At 63.0% G+C, this 14704-nt stretch carries 17 protein-coding genes; 12 read left to right on the plus strand and 5 right to left on the minus strand.

Annotation, left to right across the window (positions count from 1 at the left end; all coding sequences use genetic code 11):
- Window positions 1-49 precede the first annotated feature (49 nt).
- Window positions 50-1348 carry a GGDEF domain-containing protein gene (locus BH95_RS09785; protein ID WP_037181733.1) on the plus strand — a complete coding sequence of 433 codons (1299 nt, stop codon included), beginning with the start codon at window positions 50-52 and terminating at the stop codon, window positions 1346-1348.
- A gap of 105 nt (window positions 1349-1453) precedes the next feature.
- A complete protein-coding gene (locus tag BH95_RS09790) occupies window positions 1454-2029 on the plus strand; it encodes a hypothetical protein (protein WP_026347480.1) in 576 nt (191 codons plus the stop codon).
- Between the two features lie 25 nt (window positions 2030-2054).
- Here BH95_RS09790 and BH95_RS09795 read toward each other — a convergent pair whose 3' ends face one another.
- Both BH95_RS09795 and BH95_RS09800 read right to left on the minus strand, forming a co-directional pair.
- Window positions 2055-2900, minus strand: coding sequence for an alpha/beta fold hydrolase (locus BH95_RS09795; RefSeq protein ID WP_037181735.1), 846 nt, complete (start codon window positions 2898-2900; stop codon window positions 2055-2057).
- A complete protein-coding gene (locus BH95_RS09800) occupies window positions 2887-3534 on the minus strand; it encodes a TetR-like C-terminal domain-containing protein (RefSeq protein WP_037181737.1) in 648 nt (215 codons plus the stop codon). The genes BH95_RS09795 and BH95_RS09800 overlap by 14 nt, the downstream gene beginning before the upstream one ends.
- Before the next feature lie 108 nt (window positions 3535-3642).
- On the opposite strand from BH95_RS09800, the gene BH95_RS09805 reads away from it, so the two are divergent.
- Entirely contained in the window at window positions 3643-4743 is a 1101-nt protein-coding gene (locus tag BH95_RS09805; protein ID WP_052059984.1) for an aldo/keto reductase, read from the plus strand.
- On the opposite strand, the gene BH95_RS09810 is transcribed toward BH95_RS09805, so the two are convergent.
- Window positions 4721-5311, minus strand: a complete 591-nt coding sequence (locus BH95_RS09810; protein ID WP_244164877.1) for a MarR family winged helix-turn-helix transcriptional regulator — start codon at window positions 5309-5311, stop codon at window positions 4721-4723. The two genes, BH95_RS09805 and BH95_RS09810, sit on opposite strands and share 23 nt — an antisense overlap.
- 15 nt (window positions 5312-5326) lie before the next feature.
- On the opposite strand from BH95_RS09810, the gene BH95_RS09815 reads away from it, so the two are divergent.
- A complete protein-coding gene (locus BH95_RS09815; protein ID WP_020111284.1) occupies window positions 5327-5755 on the plus strand; it encodes a Rid family hydrolase in 429 nt (142 codons plus the stop codon).
- A 15-nt stretch (window positions 5756-5770) separates the two neighbouring features.
- On the opposite strand, the gene BH95_RS09820 is transcribed toward BH95_RS09815, so the two are convergent.
- Window positions 5771-7009, minus strand: coding sequence for a PP2C family protein-serine/threonine phosphatase (locus tag BH95_RS09820; RefSeq protein ID WP_157773047.1), 1239 nt, complete (start codon window positions 7007-7009; stop codon window positions 5771-5773).
- Window positions 7010-7137: 128 nt separating this feature from the next.
- Window positions 7138-7551, minus strand: coding sequence for an ATP-binding protein (locus BH95_RS09825; RefSeq protein WP_019663380.1), 414 nt, complete (start codon window positions 7549-7551; stop codon window positions 7138-7140).
- A gap of 130 nt (window positions 7552-7681) precedes the next feature.
- Between BH95_RS09825 and BH95_RS09830 the strand changes: the two genes are divergently transcribed.
- The 8 genes from BH95_RS09830 (at window position 7682) to BH95_RS09865 (ending at window position 14659) form a co-directional block, all read left to right on the plus strand.
- On the plus strand, window positions 7682-8053 hold the full coding sequence (locus BH95_RS09830) for an STAS domain-containing protein (protein ID WP_019663381.1): 372 nt from the start codon (window positions 7682-7684) through the stop codon (window positions 8051-8053).
- 95 nt (window positions 8054-8148) lie between these two features.
- Window positions 8149-8514: an STAS domain-containing protein gene (locus BH95_RS09835; protein ID WP_019663382.1), complete on the plus strand. Its 366-nt coding sequence runs from the start codon at window positions 8149-8151 to the stop codon at window positions 8512-8514.
- 313 nt (window positions 8515-8827) lie between these two features.
- Window positions 8828-9496, plus strand: coding sequence for an HAD family hydrolase (locus tag BH95_RS09840; protein ID WP_033189807.1), 669 nt, complete (start codon window positions 8828-8830; stop codon window positions 9494-9496).
- 31 nt (window positions 9497-9527) lie between these two features.
- Window positions 9528-10742 (plus strand): sedoheptulose 7-phosphate cyclase, encoded by a 1215-nt coding sequence (locus BH95_RS09845; RefSeq protein ID WP_037144339.1) that lies wholly within the window; start codon window positions 9528-9530, stop codon window positions 10740-10742.
- Window positions 10735-11565 (plus strand): O-methyltransferase, encoded by an 831-nt coding sequence (locus tag BH95_RS09850; RefSeq protein WP_026347484.1) that lies wholly within the window; start codon window positions 10735-10737, stop codon window positions 11563-11565. Before BH95_RS09845 ends, BH95_RS09850 begins: the two co-directional genes overlap by 8 nt.
- 6 nt (window positions 11566-11571) lie before the next feature.
- Complete coding sequence (locus BH95_RS09855; RefSeq protein ID WP_037157874.1) at window positions 11572-12864, plus strand: ATP-grasp enzyme; 1293 nt, start codon at window positions 11572-11574, stop codon at window positions 12862-12864.
- Entirely contained in the window at window positions 12864-13889 is a 1026-nt protein-coding gene (locus BH95_RS09860; protein WP_037157877.1) for a D-alanine--D-alanine ligase family protein, read from the plus strand. The genes BH95_RS09855 and BH95_RS09860 overlap by 1 nt, the downstream gene beginning before the upstream one ends.
- Complete coding sequence (locus BH95_RS09865; protein ID WP_037181742.1) at window positions 13886-14659, plus strand: TauD/TfdA dioxygenase family protein; 774 nt, start codon at window positions 13886-13888, stop codon at window positions 14657-14659. The genes BH95_RS09860 and BH95_RS09865 overlap by 4 nt, the downstream gene beginning before the upstream one ends.
- The last annotated feature ends 45 nt before the right edge of the window (window positions 14660-14704 follow it).

The following is a 14704-nucleotide window of genomic DNA, read 5'->3' on the forward strand; positions in this document are numbered from 1 at the left end:
TTCCGGTAGCGTCACGGGAGGGGCGCTGATATTACTGACGAGGTGGACAGTGGCTGATGTTCACAGTCGCGATGCTGAACCGGCGGGAGACGTCGAAGTCATCGTGCTGCGCGCCGTCGATCGTCTGCCGTCGATGATCGGCTGTTGGGACCTCGATCTTCGTAACATCTTCGCCAACCGCGTCTATACCGAATTCTTCGGAATCACTCCGGAAGAAATGCGTGGAATGCACATCGAGAACGTGCTCGGCTCGGCCGTCTACGCGCTGAACTTGCCGTACATCACCGGGGCCCTGGCCGGTGTGGTGCAGCAGTTCGAGCGAACGTTGATCGACGTCGCCGGCAACGAACGTACGACGCAAGCAACGTATGTCCCGGACTACGTCGACGGTGAAGTTCGCGGGTTCACCGCGCTGGTGGTCGATGTGAGTGGGCGCGTGAGAGCGGAGAGAGAACGCGACGAGGCAGTACGCATGTTTCGAATCTCGATGGAGAACGCCCCGATCGGTAAAGCGGTGGTAAATGTTGAGGGTCGATGGTTGCAAGTGAACAGAGCACTGTGCGAACTGACCGGATACAGTTCGGACGAGCTGTACGCCAGGTCTTTTCGAGACATCACGCATCCAGACGATCTCGCGTCCGCCGATGCAGACCTATCCGCTCTGGTCAGCGGCACGGCAGTGCAAGTCGCCTCCGAGAAGCGGTACATCCGTAAGGACGGAACGGTCATCTGGGTACAGCGCAATGCGACGATCGTTCGCGACACCGGAAGCGGAGACGTCATCATTGCGCAAATTCAGGACATCACAGCTCGAAAGGCTGCCGAGTGGAACTTGGCACGGCAAGCCGTCACCGACGAGCTCACCGGACTGGGGAATCGCCGGCACTTGATGTCCGTGCTGAACGACGCCGCGGCGCAGACAGCGCAGGAGGGGTCGATCGGAATCCTCTACATCGATGTGGACGACTTCAAGCTCATCAACGACACTCTCGGTCACACTGCGGGTGACCGCGTCCTGATCGAACTCGCACATCGTCTGCAGGACAACGTGCGTGCGTCGGACGTTGCGTGCAGAGTCGGCGGTGACGAGTTCGTCGTCGTGGTTCTCAGCGCGGACACCCACGACGACGTCGCGGCACTCGCTGAACGAGTCGACCAGCTTCTCCGTGGTGCCTACCATCTGCCATCCGGCGAAGTCGATGTCAGTGTCAGCGTCGGTTTCAGCTGGAGCGCCGAACCGGACAGCGATCGTCTGCTCAGCGACGCGGATCGGACGATGTACCGGCTCAAACGGTCACCCGAGAAGCGTTCGGGAGGCCCGAGGAACGAGATACCGGGCAGCCGGTAGTGGACGAGTAACGAGACCTTCAATGTTTTCGCCTCCGACGTGCACCAGAGTTCTTCTTGTCGAACAAGTCGCCGGATGACCGGCTCAACTCGAAAGAAGAACACCATGAGCGCAACTCCTCGTCCCGATCTTCAACTCTCGCATGCAGTGGTCACCGCCGACGTCACTGCGCCGCTCGACTTCGTCGATATCGAGCAGTGGCTCAAAACCCTTCCCACGCATGAGTATCAGCGCTGCGCACCCGGGGATCACAAGGCCGCCGGTTACACCGTCGACGACGACGGCACCCCGATGTCGATCAATGTCGAGATGATCGGCACCGGTCTCGTCATCCAGCAGTACCGTTTTGAGGTCGCCAGCAGGCACTACTGCAAGATGGTCTCGATCTCCGACGTCTTCTCGGCAGCCGGATGGACCACCACTCAGGTGATCTGGGAGCTCGGCATCGAACAACTCGACGGCGACAATCTGCGCTACATCAACACGGTCACCTCGCACCCCACCGAGGAATTCCTCGAGTTCATCACTTCGAGCGGACAGACCTTCGAAGACGCCGCAGCAGCGCGGCAGAAGGCGTCGGGGCAGCACTGCGAACTCGAGACCCCGCACTACGCCCAGAGCATCGCCAACTTCGCCAAGGCTCGTGCGGCTGAAGCCGTCGCGGCGGGCAACGCCGGGTAGCACGCACATACGTCGACGGACCCGATCATCTACGGATCCAATCGTCGACGGCCCTGCATACGTCGGCCGAGGACTCGATCGGCGCCAGGTGTCCGACGCCGTCGAGTGTGATCACGGCCGGTTCGCCCGGTAGCGATTGCCGAAGCCGGGTTGCTTGCTCCACCGGTATCCAGGGATCATCGGTGCCCCAACCGATTCGAGTCCGACAGCGAACTTCCGCCAGTTTGCGGACCAAGGGCTGGGTGTGGTCGGGGCGCAGGGCGGCGATCTGTCGGTAGAACCCGGGCTGTCCGACCTCCCCGAGCCAGGGCCCGGTCAGGGTGTCGAGCCACTCGGAACTCAGCGGCCGCTGGGCAGCACCGGCGATGTATTCGCGCACGAGCGCAGCGTGCAATGGTGCGGGAAGCGCGCCGAACACGTCGGTGTGCTCGGCGACGAGCTTGAAGAATGGCGACCCCCAGGGGTCCAGTGTGACGATGTCCCACAGAAACAACGATGCATAGTCGACGCCATGCAGTACATGTGCACCGACTGCGACCGCGCCGCCGATGTCGTGGGCGATGACATGCGGACGGTTCACTCCCCACAGTGACAGCAGCCGAGCCAATCTCGACATCTGGGTGTCGAGATCGACTGCCGCGTCCAGGGTTCCGGACCGGCCGTAGCCCGGCATGTCCCAGAGGTGAACCCGATGATCCCGGCTCAGGTGGTGGGCGACGCCTGCCCATACTGCTGCAGACCACGGCGTCCCATGGCAGATGACCACATCGCCGACGGCTTCTGTCGGCGGTTCGAGCACGTACGTCGCGATCGAGACTCCATCCACGACGACTGTCTCGGGTTGCGGCAACGTGCCGTCAGGAGTTTCCACGGGTGTCCTGTTCTCGTCCGCCGAATACGCCCGCGCGTGCCGCTGCTGCTGTTGCTCGCACTGCTCGGTCGGCGTCTGCTGCATCGAGTGGCTTCGTGGTGGTCAGGAATTGGTAGTACAGCGGTGCCGACAGATATCGAACGACTTCGGCGGCGTCGGTGTCGGAAGGCAGGTCGCCACGTTCGACGGCGTCGGTCACTGCGGCCGCCCACTCCGACACTCGCGTTCGATAGAAATTCGCCAATGCCTGCTTGGTGTCCGCGTCGTGCGTCGAGGCGGCGATGAGCGCGGAGAAGAGTCTGCCGGTGCGGTGATCGGTCAGGGTTTTCACGACCAGGTCGGCGTTTGCCGACAGGTCGGCAGTGAAATCGCCTGTCCGCGTTGCACTGACCGATCTAGCAGCCATGTCGTCGAGAAGGTCCGACACCAATGCTTGCGGAGATCCCCATCGTCGATACACCGTCGTCTTGCCTACCTTCGCGGCGTCGGCGACGGCGGGGAGCTCGACACCGGCGAACCCGTACTCGATCAGCGCATCCTCGGTGGCTGCGAGCACTGCGCGGCGCACAAGGGCGGTGCGGCCGCCCGGGCGCGCTGTCGCGGTTGCGGGTTTGCCTTTCGTCGCAACGGTCATGGTGCCCGATCGTACGGCATTGCAGCCACTAACGGTACTGCAGTTCCGTTTTGTTGCGAACCGTTGTATGGTCTTAACGGAAATGCAGTCCCGTTAGAAAGGTTCGATATGAGGTATCGACGAGTTGGAAGCTCCGATTTGGTGGTGTCCGAGTACGGTTTCGGCGCCGCCACGTTCGGCGGACGCGGTGATTTCTTCGGAGCGTGGGGGACTACCGACGTCGACGCCGCCCGTGAACTGATCGATCAGTGCCTCGACGCCGGCGTGAACCTGTTCGACACCGCGGACGTCTACTCGGACGGTGCATCCGAGGAGGTTCTCGGTGCCGCGCTTCGTGGACGACGGGACAAGGTCGTGATCTCCACCAAGGCAGCGCTCCCGACCGGGGACGGTGCCGGCGATTACGGCACCTCGCGTCGGCGACTCGTTCAGGCGGTGGAATCGGCGCTACGCCGACTGGGAACCGATCGGATCGACCTGTTCCAGCTCCACGCCTACGACGCCTCGACGCCGATGGAGGAAGTCGTCGACGTACTCGACGAGCTGGTCCGGAGCGGCAAGATTCTGTACACGGGGGTGTCGAACTTCTCGGGATGGCAGCTGATGAAGATGCTGTCGACCGCCGACGAGCGTGGAGCTGCACGGCCGGTGGCCCATCAGGTGTACTACTCGCTGATCGGTCGGGACTACGAGTGGGAACTGATGCCGCTGGCGGTCGAAGAGCGAGTCGGGGCGATCGTATGGAGCCCATTGGGGTGGGGTCGAATGACTGGACGTGTCCGCCGTGGTGTCCCGCTCCCGTCGTCCAGCAGGCTGCACGCCACCGCCTCTGCCGGGCCGCCGGTCGACGACGAGCGCCTCTACCGCGTCGTCGACGCGCTGGATCGCGTTGCGCACGACACCGCCAAAACCGTTGCGCAAGTGGCCTTGAACTGGCTGAGCGATCGGCACAGTGTCTCCAGCGTGATCATCGGCGCGCGCAACCGGGAACAACTCAACGAGAACCTCGGAGCTGCCGGATGGTCGCTGAGTGCTCCGCATCGCGAGTTGCTCGACAACGTCTCCGACACCGACGCGCCGTACCCCTATTTCCCGTACTACCGGCAGGACGGATTCGCGCGTCTGAATCCACCGCTCTATCCAACAGCTGGATCGAACCACTTCGCCGTTGTCGACGGCCACTCGGTCAGGCCAAGTCCTCGGGCCTGATTTTCAGTTTTTCCGAAATGCGTGCCAGGGCTTGCTGATCCTCGTCTGTCAATGGGTCCAGCACGAACTGTCGAACGGCAGCGACGTGTGTCGGGGCTGCGGCGACGACGACGTCGTAGCCTTTCTGGGTCAGTGCGGCCGTGGTGTAACGACCGTCTTCGGGGTCGGGTGAGCGTTCGACCCACCCTTTGTGCTCGAATCGCTTGACCACGTTGGACAAGCGTGACAACGATCCGTTTGCCAGATACGCGAGTTCGCTCATTCGAATTCGCCGATCCTGCGCCTCGGAGATGTGGCTGAGGGTCAGGTAATCGAAGAGAGTCAAGCCCGCCTCCTGCTGGAGTGGTGCCTCGAGCCGTCCGGGCATCAGCAGGACGAGCGAGACAAGGCCAGTCCATGCTTCCTTTTCCGACGCGGTGAGCCACAGCGACTGCTTGCCGTCGCTCTCACCCGAAATCTCCATCTGCGCCATCCGCTCACCATACCGATCGGGCCCCGTCGGCCATTTGACTTCAAGCGTGAAGTGATACACTTTGGAAATGACTTCAAGATTGAAGTCAATACACATGCGAAAGGTCGAATCGTGACTACACCTCAGTTCTTCGCCACCCCGGGTTACGGAGACACTCAGCTGACGAACATGCACTACAACCAGGCCGTTCGCATCGGCAACCGCGTCGAGATCTCCGGGCAGGGCGGGTGGGACGACGAGTTCAACTTCCCTTCCGATCTCGAGGAAGAGATCGTCGCGGCATTCGACAACGTCGAACGCACATTGCAGCAGGCAGGTGCCACGTGGCGCGACGTCGTGTCGGTCGACTCTTTCCACGTGCCCGAGGTTGCGGGATACATCGGCGAGACCCACGGACGGGTGATGGTGGAGCAGATGCGTCGACGTATGGGCGACCGTGCACCGATCTGGACCGAAATCGGTGTGCAGGCCTTGGGAGCCTACGGAATGCGTGTGGAAATCCGTGTGGCCGCAATCCTGGACGAGGACCCGGCGCGGTGAGCTGATCCGCCGTTCTCAGGGCGCGCCGAGAGCGAGTACCGCGACGTCGTCTTGAAGCCCGGACCCGAAGCTGTTCAACAGGCCGATCACATCGTCGACGATTCTCGCCGCGGTTGTCGGGGCCGCGTCGTTCGCGAACGTTTCGAGTGCTCCGGCGTCGTCGTAGCGCGCCTTCCCCGGTCCGACGTGCGCCTCGGTGAGACCGTCGGTGTAGAGCAGAAGCACGTCTCCAGCTTCCAGGATCACGTCGGCGGCCCTGAATTGTGCGGTTCGAAGTGCTCCGACGAGTTGGCCACCGATGGTGTCGATGTACTCGGCACTGCCGTCGGCCTGCAGGTGCAATGCCGGGGGGTGACCGCCGCTCGCGAGCCGGATGGTTGTCGTCTTTTCGTCGACTGCTGGGGTGATGGTGCCGAAAAGCACTGTGCAGAAGCGTGGGTCGTCCCCGCGAAACTCGTGGTACAGAACGGTATTGAGGTTCTGAAGAACAGTGATCGGGTCGCGGTCGAACACAGCGGCCGCCCGGAGCGTGTAGCGAGTCAACGACGTCACCGCTGCCGCTCCTGGGCCTTTGCCGCTCACGTCTCCGAGGAAGAATCCCCACGTGGACTCGTCGAGGGGAAAGACGTCGTAGAAGTCGCCGCCGACTTCCTCGATGACCGCGTGGTGATAGTAGGCCGCCACGTCGGTTCCTGGCGGGGAACTCAACACCGGAGGAAGAAGGGTGCGCTGCAGGGTCGTCGCGAGAATCTGTATCTGCGTGCGTTCGGCCTCGGCGACCTTGCGCGCGTCCTCAGCAGCTTCGAGCGCGTCCTGCGACCGTGTCAACGCGTCGGCGGTGGTGGCCTGCGCGGTGAGCGCCCCGTCGCGGGCCTCGATGAGGGTCTGTTCTCGAATTCGGTGCGAGGTCGCACTGTGCAGAGTGAACCTGATGGTGCTGTCGTCATCCTGGATGTCTCGATTGGCCATGACCAACATCGACAGGACCGAATCCGGACCGGTGACCAAGTCCGCGGTGGCGCCGACGGGAGTCTCGGTGTCGGCGTCAGGGCTCGCACTGAGCAGGGCCGTCACCGTGTCCGCGCTGGAGTCCGCGAAAAGATCGTGGACGCGGCGCCCGACGACGTCGGACCATGCTCGGCCGATCGTCCGGCACACCGTCGCATTGGCGTATACGACGCACTGGCTGCTCGCCCGTATCGCCAGGTAGCCTGCCGGGGCGGTATCCAGAAAGCGCAGCGTGTCTGAGGGCATCACAGAAAGTCACTTCTGTACTGACAGCACTGGCTGGGCCCGCTGGTGCCGAGCGCACGAATTCGATACGCGTTCACACATTTGTTCTATCAGATCGGCGTGTGTGACAGCAGCCGACTGGCAAGGCGTCATCGCTGGGAGCGGTCGAGGTTCCAGGTCAGAGTGGTCGAAGTGCCGGATCCGTGATCGACGGCAACGTGATCGGTGATCGCGTCGGCGAGTTCCAGCCCGCGCCCGCGATGCGGGGTCGGCTCGGCGGGCTTCCAGGAACCGGTATCGGACACCGTCACCGTGAGCGCGGAGGCCTCGTGCACGGCGGTGAGTGTGAGCGGGCCAGGTGACGACACGTCGCGGTAAGCATGTTCGACGCTGTTGGCCATCACCTCGTACGACGCGAGCACCACGTCAGGGGCGATATCGGAGAGATGTCGCGCGTCGAGCCATTCATGGAGATTACGCCGCAGCTGGGCGGCGAGGTCGGCGGTCGCGGGGTCACTGTGGGTCCACCGAGCCGAGGTCGGCTCGGGTGGTTCGACAATCACACGGGGCCGGACGGAGATGTTCGTAAAGAAGCCATGACGCCCGGTTACCCGAAAGTCGGCATTCGACGCATCGAGCGTGCGTGCAATCCGAAGAGCGTGTGCAGAAACTCGCTACGCGTAGCGTCGAGTCATGGTGAACGAGCCTGCGGGCGAGGCATTGGCCGTCGAATCGTCCGAGCAGGACGGTGTCACGGTGCTCGCCGTCACGGGCGAGCTGGATCTTGTCGGTGCGCCGATGTTGGCGGACCGCGCCTATTCGGTCGCTGCGCAGGCGGTGCACGGACTCGTGATCGATCTCACCGGCGTGCATTTTCTGTCCTCGAGCGGAGTCAGCGTGCTGGTTCGTACCGTCGATTCGTTACCGTCCGGCGCCATGGGCGTATTGGTAGCCCCACATGCGGTTGTGCAGCGACCCATCCTGCTCAGTGGCCTGGATCGGGTGATCACGACAGTCGCCGACCGCCCCGCAGCGTTCGCGGCGATCGCCGCCACTCGGACGTAGATGTCGGCACCTCCTTGTAGGCTTGTTCGCGCGTGGTCTAGCCCGGTGCCCGCATCCTCAGACCCGACACGCTTCATCGCCACAAGGGAGTACACGTGCCCGCTCGAGACAGCACAGCTCGCTTCGACATCGGACGCGAGGTCGTCGGCAACGCCGTCGTCGTCGCCGTCACCGGCGACATCGACCTGGGTACCGCACCGTCCTTCGCGTCGGAGATCGACTCCGCGCTGACGCCCACACCGGCAGCACTGATCGTCGATCTCACCGGCGTGGGATTTCTCGGATCGAGCGCGATGACCGTCCTGGCGGCAGCGCACGACCGAATGGGCGAGCTCACCACCATTACCGTGGTCGCCGACGGCACCGCCACTCGTCGCCCTCTCGAACTGCTCGGGCTGGGGTCCGTGATGGCCATTCACTCGACGCGCGAGGACGCGCTCGCTGCTGTCGAAGCCGGCTGATATCTCGGCTCGCCACGCCGAGGTTCATTCATCCTGAACCCGGCCGCGTACTGCGCGACCACATCATCGCGGCAACCCGCCGCGGACTTTCGTATGCCCAGCTTCGATGGGCGTTATCGTTCCGTTATTTTTCGTTATACATCTGTGACATACGTAGAGACGAGTCCGACATGCCGCGTCGACACAGTTGGTGGGGAAGAACGAAGTTGGTCGGCGATCGATACAAGTCCGATGCCGGCTTCATCCGAACGCCCCGTGCGAATACGGGAAACGAGACCGACTACGGCACATGACATCTCGCTAGGAGTCCTACATGACTGCAGTTCTTTTCGGGTCCATCAGCACGCTGGCCGACACGTCGGAACTTCAGCGCCGAGCATTCAACGAGGCGTTCGCGTCGCACGACCTGGATTGGAACTGGTCGCGCGAGGACTACTCGGCGATGCTGACGAGTAACGGCGGCGCCGGACGGATCGCCCAGTTCGCCTCGTCTCGTGGAGAGCAAGTCGATTCCGACGCCGTCCACGCAACCAAATCCGATATCTTTCAACGTCTTCTGGCAACCGAAGGTATCGAGCCCCGCCCAGGCGTCCTCGACACCGTAGCCGGCGCGCGAGAGCACGGCTACAAGCTCGGCCTCGTCACGACCACATCCACGGAAAATGTCAGTGCGCTGCTGAATGCATTCGAGAAACTCGGCACCGAGTCCTTCGACATCGTCGTGGACAAAACCTCCGTGTCCGAGGTCAAGCCCGACCCCGAGGTGTATCGGTTCGCCATCGACGGCCTCGGCGAGAAGGCAGACGATTGTATTGCCATAGAGGACAACGTCGGTGGAGTCGAGTCGGCGACGGCGGCGTCCATCCGATGCATCGCTTTCCCGAACGCGAACACCGTCGGCGGAGACTTCTCGGCTGCTTTGAAGACTGTCGATCGGCTCGAACCCGACCAGCTCGCTCAGTGGGCCAAGGGCCGCGCGTGAACGTTCGACGCGAGAATGAAAGGACATCCCGATGAGCAACATGCAAGCTAGCGTGACGGCATCCGACCGGGCGTTTCACGTCGAAGGGTACGAGCGGATCGAATACGATCTGGTCTACGTCGATGGCGTCTTCGATGTCACCAATACCGAACTGGCCGAGAGCTATCAGCCGTACGGTCGGTGCCTGATGGTCGTGGACGAGGCTGTTCGTTCGCTGTACGGCGACCGCGCCCAGGCGTATTTCGATCACCATGGCATCGCGCTGACCGTCGTACCGGTCACCATTGCCGAGACCGCCAAGTCGCTCGAGACCTTCGAGCGCATCGTGGGCGAATTCGATGCGTTCGGACTGGTCCGCACCGAACCCGTGCTCGTGGTCGGAGGTGGCCTCACCACCGACGTTGCCGGGTTCGCGTGCGCCAGTTATCGACGCAACACCCCGTACATCCGCATACCCACCACGCTGATCGGCCTGATCGACGCGAGCGTGTCCATCAAGGTCGCCGTCAACTACAACAAGCACAAGAATCGCCTCGGCGCTTACCATGCGTCGCAGAAGGTTTTGCTGGACTTCTCGTTCCTCGCGACCTTGCCCGAGGACCAGATCCGCAACGGCATGGCCGAATTGATCAAGATCTCGGTGGTCGGCAACCAGACCATCTTCGACATGCTCGACGAGCACGGACCCGAATTGTTGGCAACGAAGTTCGGGCACTCGGGCGGTACGCCGGAGATGCGCGACATCGCACATCGCCTGACCTACCAGGCGATCGAGACGATGCTCGAGCTCGAGGCGCCCAACCTGCACGAGATCGAACTGGACCGTGTCATCGCCTTCGGCCACACCTGGAGCCCGACGCTCGAACTGACGCCTCCCCAGCCCTTCTTCCACGGGCACGCGATCAACATCGACATGGCGTTGTCCACCACCGTCGCCGAGCAACGAGGTCTGATCTCGACGGCCGACAGAGATCGCATCCTGGGCGTCATGAACCGGCTTGGTCTGGCGTTGGACAGCGATCATCTGACGCCCGAGCTGCTGACCGCGGCCACCGCGTCGATCCTGAAGACCAGGGACGGCATCCTGCGCGCCGCGGTTCCCGATCCCATCGGTTCGTGTCGATTCCTCAACGACCTGACCACCGACGAGCTGGCGGACGCCTTGGCCTTGCACAAGAAGGTCTGCCTCGATTTCGACCGTGGGGGAGAAGGAATCGCCATGTTCACCGGTGGTTCCGATGACTGATGGGGTTCTGCGTACCTCTCGACCGGTGACACCGACGACGATCCTGGGCAGGGAGCTGCGCGAACTCGTCGAAGCCTACGACAGCGGAGAGACCGGCGAGGACTTCGCACAGCGGTTGCGTCGCGCCCGGGACCTGGCAGACGGTCTCGATCCGTACCTCGACACGCACACCACTCCCGAATCGCCCGCTCTCCAGGACCTTTCCCGGCGTACGCAGGGAATGGACTGGGATTCCCGGACAGTGGTGTCCGGATCCGGTCCATTGGAGCAGGAGATGCTGTCCGGGCACGTCGAAGGTCAGGTGCTCAAGTTCCTGGTGCACACGACCGGCGCTCGACGGGTCCTGGAGATCGGTATGTTCACCGGATACTCCGCGCTGGCCATGGCGGAGGCGTTGCCCGACGGCGGCACGGTGGTCGCCTGCGAGGTCGACCGGTTCGTTGCGGACTTCGCACGTGAGTGCTTTTCGTCGTCGCCGGTCGGTCACCGGATATCGGTCGAGGTAGGGCCGGCACTGGACACCCTCGGCAGACTTGCAGCAGAGTCGGCTCAGTTCGACCTGGTGTTCATCGACGCGGACAAGACCGGATACCTCGAGTACTACCGTCGTCTTCTGGACACCGATCTACTGGCACCGGGGGCGGTGATCGCAGTCGACAACACGCTGCTTCAGGGCACTCCCTATGCGGACCCGGCGCACCGGACCGTCAACGGCGACGCCGTCGACGCGTTCAACACCTTCGTGACCGAGGATTCGCGCGTCGAGCAGGTTCTCCTTCCGCTACGCGACGGTGTCACGTTGATACGACGAGTGGAGGCTTAGCCCACCATGCAGTTCAGAGCCTTGGCTCGCACGGTCGGTGCACTCGGTGCGCTGACGGTCACCCTCCCCATCGATCTGATCGTCGTGGCGCTCGCGCTGCTCGATCAGCGTCGCGTGGCCGCCCCGACGTCGGGACGGACGGTCATGGTGAGCGGTGGAAAAATGACCAAGGCTCTGAGCTTGGCGCGTGCTTTCCACCGCGCGGGCCATCGTGTGGTCCTCGTCGAGTCGCCGAAGTATCGGTTCACCGGCCACCGGTTCTCGCGCGCGGTGGACGCGTTCCACTGTGTTCCCGAACCGACGGACCCCGGGTATGCGCGCGCCCTGCGAGATGTGGTGCTTCGTGAGCAAGTCGACGTCTTCGTCCCGGTCGCGAGCCCTGCCTCCAGCGTGCCGGACGCCGATGCTGCGGCGCTGCTCGGCGATCTCTGCGAGGTGGTGCACGCCGACCCCGAGACTGTGCGCATGTTGGACGACAAGTCCACCTTCTCGGAGGCAGCCGCGTCTATGGGTCTGTCGGTGCCGGATTGGAGGCGCATCACGTCGGTCGACGACATCGCCTCGTTCGACTTTCCTCCCGGGCGCGAATACATCCTGAAACAGATCGCGTACAACCCCGTCGGCAGAATGGATTTGACGCGTCTGTCGAGCGCGACACCGCAGCGAAACATCGAATTCGCACGCACCCTGGACATCTCCGAGAGCAACGCGTGGATCCTGCAGGAATTCATCTCGGGACAGGAGTACTGCACCCACGGCACCGCCCGCGACGGGAATCTCACCGTGTACGCGTGCTGCACATCATCCGCGTTCCAGGTGAATTACGAAATGGTCGACGTGCCCGACATCCGGTCCTGGGTCGAGACTTTCGTCGGCGAACTCGGTGTCACCGGGCAGCTGTCCTTCGATTTCATCCAGGCCGCGGACGGCCGGGTGTACGCGATCGAGTGCAACCCGCGCACGCACTCCGCGATCACGATGTTCTACGACCAGGACTTGCTGGCCCAGGGATATCTGGGACGAGTCGAGTCGGCAGTGCTTCCGACGCGCGAATCCAAGCCGACGTTCTGGACCTACCACGAGGTGTGGCGATTGCTGACCGAGCCAAATCGTCGGCACCGGCTTCGCATCATCGTGGAGGGGACAGACGCCATCTTCGCGCGGTGGGATCCACTCCCGTACTTGCTCGTTCACCACCTACAGATTCCGGTCCTGCTGGTGAAGAATGCAGTGTCCGGGCGCAGTTGGTCTCGAATCGACTTCAACATCGGAAAACTCGTCGAGCAGGGAGGAGACTGATGCCGACGACTGTGCTCGTACTGGCGGGCTCGCCCGTCGACCAGTTCCACGTCGATCTCTCCACGGTCTACGCTCAGGGTTTTCTGAACGCGATCGACGGTAATCCCGACTACCGCGTTCACATCGCCGTCGTGACACCGGGCGGTCACTGGCAGATCGTCGATCGTCTCGACGCGCTGAATCAGGCCGAGGTGAGGACCGTCGGGCAAACAATGGAGTGGGTGAACACAGCAGGCATCGACGTCGTCGTTCCACAGATGTTCTGCCGACCCGGAATGACCAGCTACCGAGCGATGTTCGACTTGCTGTCCATCCCGGTTCTCGGCAATCGACCGGAGACAATGGCCATGACCGCGGACAAGGACGTCGCGCGAGCGATCGTGGAGGCGGCAGGCGTTGCGGTACCGCGCGGTGAAGTCCTCCGATCGGCCGGAAGCACCACGGTGCCGTTCCCGGTGGTCGTCAAACCGGTGGACGCCGACAACTCGGTAGGTGTCGAGTTGGTCAGGGATGCCGGAGGTCTCGATGATGCCGTTCGTGCTGCGCTGGGTCACTCGGACGGTGCTCTGGTGGAAACGTACGTTCCGCTCGGCCGGGAGGTCCGCTGTGGAATCCTCTCTCGTGACGGTGAATTGATGTGTCTGCCGCTGGAGGAGTACGCAGTCGGTGAGTCGAACCCGATTCGAAGTTCCGCGGACAAGCTGAACCGCACCGACAAGGGTGACCTGTACCTGGTCGCCAAGGATTCGAGCAAGGCCTGGATCGTCGACGTCGACGACCCGATCACGGAAAAGGTATGGGCGGCTGCCCGTGTCGCCTATCGCGCTCTCGGTTGTCGACACTACGGATTGTTCGATTTCCGCATCGATCCCGACGGCAATCCCTGGTTTCTGGAAGCCGGGCTGTATTGCTCCTACTCGCCGGGCAGCGTCGTCGCGGTCATGGCTCGCGCGGCAGGGATCTCGGTGACCGAACTGTTCGCGCTGTCGCTGCGCGAACTCGACAGAGAAAGGGTCCGATCGTGAACAGTGAAGTTCTGCACCCTCTGGGAGTGCGCGTCACCGACGTTGCGGTCGGCCCACTCGGCCCCCCGGACGTCGAGGCTCTACGGCACCTGCTCGCCGAGCACGGCGCCGTCGTACTGCCGGGCCAACATGTCGGGAACGACGAATTCGCGGCCTTCCTCGAAAGCCTCGGGGACTTGATGTTCACCGAAGGCGAGACGCCCGTCGAGGGATACCCGGACCTCAATGTCATCACCAACGTCGGGCGAACAACCCCGCCGAAATCGACCTTTCACGTCGACACCACCTACATCCCCGTCCCACCGGCGTACACCGCTCTTCGAGCGGTCGAAGTACCGAGGGACGGTGGACAGACACTGTTCAGCAACCAGTATCGCGCCTACGACACACTCACCGCCGAGGACAAGAAACTCGTCGAACACGCGACCGTCACCCACACCGTCACCGGACTCGACGGCATCGAAGGATCCGCCGAGCATCCACTGGTTCTCGAGCACCCGGTGACAGGTCGCACAGCGCTGTACCTCACCGCTCCCACGCGTTGTACTGCCGTGTCCGGGTCGACGGCCGACGAAGCGTCGCACCTCATCAGGCGCCTCGTCGACCACTCGACCCGTGAGGACAACGTCCTGCGCCATTCCTGGTCCCCTGACGACGTCGTCATCTGGGACAACCGATGCGTCATGCACAAAGCCGATCACACCGGCGTCGTCGGGAACCGGGTCATGCACCGCGGCATGGCCGGCGATCGTCTGGCACGCGCGCGCTGATCCAAGCAACACGAGCACTTCCTCGTTCACCGATGAGTTCTGCCG

It is taken from the genome of Rhodococcoides fascians A44A (assembly GCF_000760735.1).
Taxonomy (GTDB): Bacteria; Actinomycetota; Actinomycetes; order Mycobacteriales; family Mycobacteriaceae; genus Rhodococcoides; species Rhodococcoides fascians_E.

What these genes read in the sequence shown, in the direction of transcription:
- BH95_RS09790 (WP_026347480.1), top strand. Translation starts at nt 1,454, where the DNA reads ATGAGCGCAACTCCTCGTCCCGATCTTCAACTCTCGCATGCAGTGGTC.
- BH95_RS09800 (WP_037181737.1), bottom strand. Translation starts at nt 3,534, where the DNA reads ATGACCGTTGCGACGAAAGGCAAACCCGCAACCGCGACAGCGCGCCCG.
- BH95_RS09805 (WP_052059984.1), top strand. Translation starts at nt 3,643, where the DNA reads ATGAGGTATCGACGAGTTGGAAGCTCCGATTTGGTGGTGTCCGAGTAC.
- BH95_RS09810 (WP_244164877.1), bottom strand. Translation starts at nt 5,311, where the DNA reads ATGTGTATTGACTTCAATCTTGAAGTCATTTCCAAAGTGTATCACTTC.
- BH95_RS09820 (WP_157773047.1), bottom strand. Translation starts at nt 7,009, where the DNA reads ATGCCCTCAGACACGCTGCGCTTTCTGGATACCGCCCCGGCAGGCTAC.
- BH95_RS09830 (WP_019663381.1), top strand. Translation starts at nt 7,682, where the DNA reads ATGGTGAACGAGCCTGCGGGCGAGGCATTGGCCGTCGAATCGTCCGAG.
- BH95_RS09840 (WP_033189807.1), top strand. Translation starts at nt 8,828, where the DNA reads ATGACTGCAGTTCTTTTCGGGTCCATCAGCACGCTGGCCGACACGTCG.
- BH95_RS09845 (WP_037144339.1), top strand. Translation starts at nt 9,528, where the DNA reads ATGAGCAACATGCAAGCTAGCGTGACGGCATCCGACCGGGCGTTTCAC.
- BH95_RS09850 (WP_026347484.1), top strand. Translation starts at nt 10,735, where the DNA reads ATGACTGATGGGGTTCTGCGTACCTCTCGACCGGTGACACCGACGACG.
- BH95_RS09855 (WP_037157874.1), top strand. Translation starts at nt 11,572, where the DNA reads ATGCAGTTCAGAGCCTTGGCTCGCACGGTCGGTGCACTCGGTGCGCTG.
- BH95_RS09860 (WP_037157877.1), top strand. Translation starts at nt 12,864, where the DNA reads ATGCCGACGACTGTGCTCGTACTGGCGGGCTCGCCCGTCGACCAGTTC.